Raw genomic sequence first — 779 nt, 5'->3', positions numbered from 1 at the left:
GAACGCGTACGGCCCGCAGGGTCGACAATAAAGACGCGCTGGAAGCACAAGTCCGTGAATAACGTAGCGCCAAGGTTCTGCCGGACAAACGCCCATTCCACATCAAGCGCCTGGTGCAGGTGCTGATAGGCATCCCCCCAGAATGCGTAGTCCTTAACCGGAGAACCGGCGATTTTTTCAACCGATAGCAAGGCGTTTTCGATATCGAGCCGGCTATGTTCCCCGGCATCGTGGTTCAGGTGATGGGCAATGGAGGTCAGCAACAACCCCACCAGCAGAAACATCGCCAGTAACAGCGTCGAGCACGCGACTAAAGAGCCGCGTGCCATCGAGAAATTGGAGGTTCCTTGCCGTGTGGCCCTGGTGTCAACGTTGAGCTTTTCCATAGCGTTCCAGGCGTCACGACGCCTCAGGAACCCGCACCTAAACTCAAATAGCGCCACGCAAAGTTAGCGACTGCCCTCACATAGACGCAAGACACTTATTCAGGATTCCTCGTGTTTCCTTAAAAAAATCAACGGCTGGACTATGTTCTCTGCCCCCCTCAATACACCACATACCGCACGGCATAACCGCCAAGGCGCTGGTGCAACTGCTCACGCTGCGCAGCCGTCAGGCCAGGCACGTGAATATCCCCCCGCTGCCCATGGCGCTCGTCACTCAGCGCCTGGACCTGGCTGCTGGCAGCAATCTGCCCCACTTCGTGTTCGAACACTCGACGCACCGCATCCAGGCGCAAGGCCGGCTTGAAGGTCTTGCCCACGGCGGTCAACGGGATC

2 protein-coding genes are annotated in these 779 nt (G+C 57.8%); both read right to left on the bottom strand.

Annotated elements, in window-relative coordinates:
* The coding region (locus ASU03_RS19240) for a CHASE4 domain-containing protein (protein ID WP_197411326.1) at nt 1-386 on the bottom strand (386 nt) is incomplete at its 3' end.
* A gap of 158 nt (nt 387-544) precedes the next feature.
* Nucleotides 545-779: hypothetical protein (locus ASU03_RS21270; protein WP_197411325.1), on the bottom strand; the 235-nt coding region annotated here is incomplete at its 5' end.

The organism is Colwellia sp. TT2012 (assembly GCF_001440345.1).
Lineage (GTDB): Bacteria > Pseudomonadota > Gammaproteobacteria > Enterobacterales > Alteromonadaceae > Colwellia.
This window is presented reverse-complemented; position numbering and strand designations above follow the sequence as displayed.